Source organism: uncultured Planktosalinus sp. (genome assembly GCF_963973675.1).
Taxonomy (GTDB): domain Bacteria; phylum Bacteroidota; class Bacteroidia; order Flavobacteriales; family Flavobacteriaceae; genus Planktosalinus.
In genome coordinates, this window is record NZ_CAXBAN010000275.1 from 1 (window position 1) to 3,668 (window position 3,668).

At 36.9% G+C, this 3,668-nt stretch carries 4 protein-coding genes; 3 read left to right on the forward strand and 1 reads right to left on the reverse strand.

From position 1 onward, the window contains the following. The 3 genes from AACY61_RS10415 to AACY61_RS10425 all read left to right on the forward strand — a co-directional run. Positions 1 to 934, forward strand: a 934-nt coding sequence (locus AACY61_RS10415; RefSeq protein ID WP_339611515.1) for a putative LPS assembly protein LptD, incomplete at its 5' end; no start/stop codon positions are given. A gap of 39 nt (positions 935 to 973) precedes the next feature. Then, the gene (locus AACY61_RS10420; RefSeq protein WP_339611516.1) at positions 974 to 1,354 is read left to right on the forward strand and encodes a RidA family protein; all 381 of its coding nucleotides are present in this window, start codon (positions 974 to 976) and stop codon (positions 1,352 to 1,354) included. An 18-nt stretch (positions 1,355 to 1,372) separates the two neighbouring features. Next, complete coding sequence (locus tag AACY61_RS10425; RefSeq protein WP_339611517.1) at positions 1,373 to 3,097, forward strand: sodium:solute symporter family protein; 1,725 nt, start codon at positions 1,373 to 1,375, stop codon at positions 3,095 to 3,097. A gap of 8 nt (positions 3,098 to 3,105) precedes the next feature. Here AACY61_RS10425 and AACY61_RS10430 read toward each other — a convergent pair. Further along, the coding region (locus AACY61_RS10430) for a translocation/assembly module TamB domain-containing protein (protein ID WP_339611518.1) at positions 3,106 to 3,668 on the reverse strand (563 nt) is incomplete at its 5' end.

A 3,668-nucleotide genomic window follows, 5' to 3' on the forward strand; every position in this document is an offset into this window, starting at 1 on the left:
CTATAACCCAACTATCGCAGGAGGAATGTCAGAAGAAGAAGTGTTGGTTTACTCGCGCTTTGAAAACTCTTTGTATGGAGCACCTAATCAAAACTATTCGAGTAGTATTGGTATTGGGCTTAGCAACACACTTGAAGCTAAAATAAGAACAAATGACTCCACTGCCACAGAACCAAAACGCATTGCCTTATTAAATAATTTAAACTTTAACACGGCTTATTCTATTTCTTCAGATAGTTTGAAATGGGAACCCTTGCGTTTTTCAGGTAGTATTCCTGTTGTTGAAAAATTAGATTTAAACTTTAGTGGTGTGCTTGACCCTTATGCACTTGATAACAATAATAACAAAATTAATACTTTCAATATTGACAATGGAGGAAGTCTTTTCAGGCTCACTTCTGCCAATGTGAGTATGAACTATTCTTTTTCCAGCAAAGATTTTGATAAAAATGACGAGGATTCTAAAAACAGTGAAACTTTCAGAAGTGGAGGGCGACCTGATGATTTATTTGGTGATTCAAATGATATTTCAAACCCAACATATCTTGGAAACCAAGAGGATGCAGAAGACAGGGATGTAAGTATCGGACGCTATAATTATGCAATACCTTGGGATTTAAGACTTGCCTATACCATTTCATATGATAATTCACGAAGACAAAGTGAAATTACTTCTCACTCACTTATGTTTAGCGGAAATGTTGATTTATCACCACGCTGGTCTGTGGGGGCTTCATCAGGATATGATTTTAAAGACAAAGGATTCACTTTTACACAGTTGCGTTTTCAGCGAGATCTCAAAAGTTGGCAAATGAGTTTTAACTGGGTTCCTTTTAGTGCCAGAAGTTCGTGGTATTTCTTTATCGGAATTAAATCATCTGTTCTTAGTGATATTAAATATGACAAGCGAAGAGAACCTGACAGACAATTATAAGAAACTGCTTTTGACCTATTAAATAAAACATAAAAAACTATGAAAAAAATCATTCAGACCTCTAATGCGCCTGCTCCTATAGGGCCATACAATCAGGCAGTCTTGACCGGAAATATGTTATTTACTTCTGGTCAAATTGCAATAGACCCATACACAGGAGAACTAAAAACAACTACTATTCAGGAGGAAACACATTTGGTGATGCAAAACCTTAAAGCTGTTTTGGAGGAAGCCAGAATGACTTTTGAAAATGTTGTTAAAACTTCCATTTTTATTAGTGATATGAATAATTTCGCAAAAATTAATGAAGTGTATGGCCAGTATTTTGACAATGAAAATGCACCCGCCCGTGAAACAGTTGAAGTGGCAAACCTTCCTAAATTCGTGAATGTAGAAATATCGGCCATTGCTGTAAAGTAAGATTTAAATATACTCCATATGGTGTTGTCAACTCTTGATTATGCAATTTTAATAAGTTTTTTTATTATCTCACTCCTGGTGGGAATTGTTGTTGCCAAGCAAAGTGGCAAAAACACAGAATCTTTTTTTCTTTCAGGCAGAAACATGCCTTGGTGGTTGCTGGGTATTTCAATGGTAGCAACAACGTTTGCAGCAGACACTCCTAATTTCGTCGCAGGAGTTATTCGCGAAGACGGTGTTTATGGAAACTGGATTTGGTGGAGTTTTCTACTTACCGGAATGGTTACTGTCTTTTTTTATTCTAAATTGTGGCGAAAAAGCGGCATCACCACTGATCTGGAGTTTTATGAATTGCGTTACAGTGGAAAAAGTGCAGCTTTTCTCAGAGGATTTAGGGCAATCTATTTAGGAGTTTTTTTCAATATTGTGATTATGGCCAATGTGTGTTTGGCAGCCATCAAAATTGGTCACGTAATGTTTGGTTTTTCAGAATTCCAAAGCCTTTTTATTGCTTGTGGAGTAACAGTTTTTTACTCTATGCTGGGTGGTCTTCGTGGTGTGTTAATTACCGACTTTATTCAATTCATTATTGCCATGGTTGGTAGTATTTGGGCGGCAGTTTATATTGTCAATCATGAGAAAGTAGGTGGGCTTGAAGCCATGCTTACCGCCCCAGAACTAAACGGAAAACTATCTATGCTTCCAGATTTCAATAACTGGGAGGTGGTTGTGCCCTTGTTGATTATTCCTCTTGCTGTGCAATGGTGGAGCGTTTGGTATCCCGGTGCAGAACCTGGTGGTGGTGGTTATATTGCACAACGCATGCTCGCAGCCAAAAATGAAAAGCATGCAACTTGGGCTACCTTATTTTTTAATTTTGCTCACTATGCCCTTAGACCCTGGCCATGGATTATTATTGGTCTGGCATCACTTGTTGTTTATCCTGATTTAGCAAGTTTGCAGGCTGCTTTTCCTGATTTTAATCCGGATTATGTTAAGAATGACTTGTCTTACCCTGCTATGCTCAGATTGCTACCGGCCGGATTGTTGGGACTTGTTGTTACCTCATTAGTTGCCGCTTTTATGAGTACAATTTCAACTCATTTAAACTGGGGGTCTTCTTATGTTGTTAATGATTTTTACGCACGGTTTGTCTCAAAGAAAGCAAGTGAAAAGAAAAAAGTACTGGTTGGAAGGCTTTCCACTTTTTTTATGATTATTTGTGCTGCTTTTCTTGCGTTAATATTGGAAGAAGCCCGAGAGGCTTTCAACCTATTACTACAAATTGGAGCGGGTACTGGTTTGTTGTTTATCCTCAGATGGTTTTGGAGGCGCATTAATCCTTACAGTGAAATAACAGCAATGGCTGTATCATTTATAGTTGCTGTTTTTTTCTTTTTAAACGACAAAATGGCAAGCCCGCTAATTATACTTGAATCTCATTGGCAACTTGTTGTTGGAGTAGTTATTACTACAATTAGTTGGGTATTAATTACCTTGCTTACAAAACCCTCAAAACTATCTACAATTGAAGCATTCGAAGCGCTGGTTTTTGATAAAGAAAATAAATTTAAAGATTTTAAATATAAGTTTTTAGCACTTATAATGGGTGTTTTAGGAGTTTATTGTTTTCTATTTGCTACCGGTTTTTTTATTTATGGAAACAATACCACAGCAATATTCCTGTCGAGTTTTACTTTAATTTCAATCGTCGTGTTGGTTAAAATTAAGAAAAGGTTTTAAGTAGTTCTTTAATTTTCAGACGGGTCATATTCAATTCCCTCCTCTTCTGGTGATAAGACTTCCAAAACTTTTCGTTCTCGAGGGTTTTGATTGGGTTCATCTTCATCTTCATTGGATTTTCGACCAATAATACGTCTCCAAAATTCTCTAAATGAATTAAATTCAAGAGAGTAAGACAAACCTGTTCCTTGTTCAAAAGTTTGATTTTCACCAATAAACTGAATTTGTGTTTCACGGTTAAAAATATTCCATTTGAAGTTTCCTTCTTCATTGAGTAAGACTTGAATTTGAAAATCACCAGCCACTTTGTTATCACTCACTCCACCTACAGGAACACCTACACGCCCGTCAATCAAAACCCTATCACTTATTTGTGATGTAAAAGTAAGGCCTACTCTATCTGATGTTTCTAAATCGCGGGAGCGCGTTCCTTGTGTATAATCTAGGCCCACACTAAATTTCCCATCCTGATCTTCAAATAAATCATTAACAAGTCCTGAAAATCGCTCTACTAATGTAGAAGTCCCTTGATCAATACTAAAACGATCTCCGGAAAATGAGCCTGTAGAAA

What these genes read in the sequence shown, in the direction of transcription:
- AACY61_RS10420 (WP_339611516.1), top strand. Translation starts at nt 974, where the DNA reads ATGAAAAAAATCATTCAGACCTCTAATGCGCCTGCTCCTATAGGGCCA.
- AACY61_RS10425 (WP_339611517.1), top strand. Translation starts at nt 1,373, where the DNA reads ATGGTGTTGTCAACTCTTGATTATGCAATTTTAATAAGTTTTTTTATT.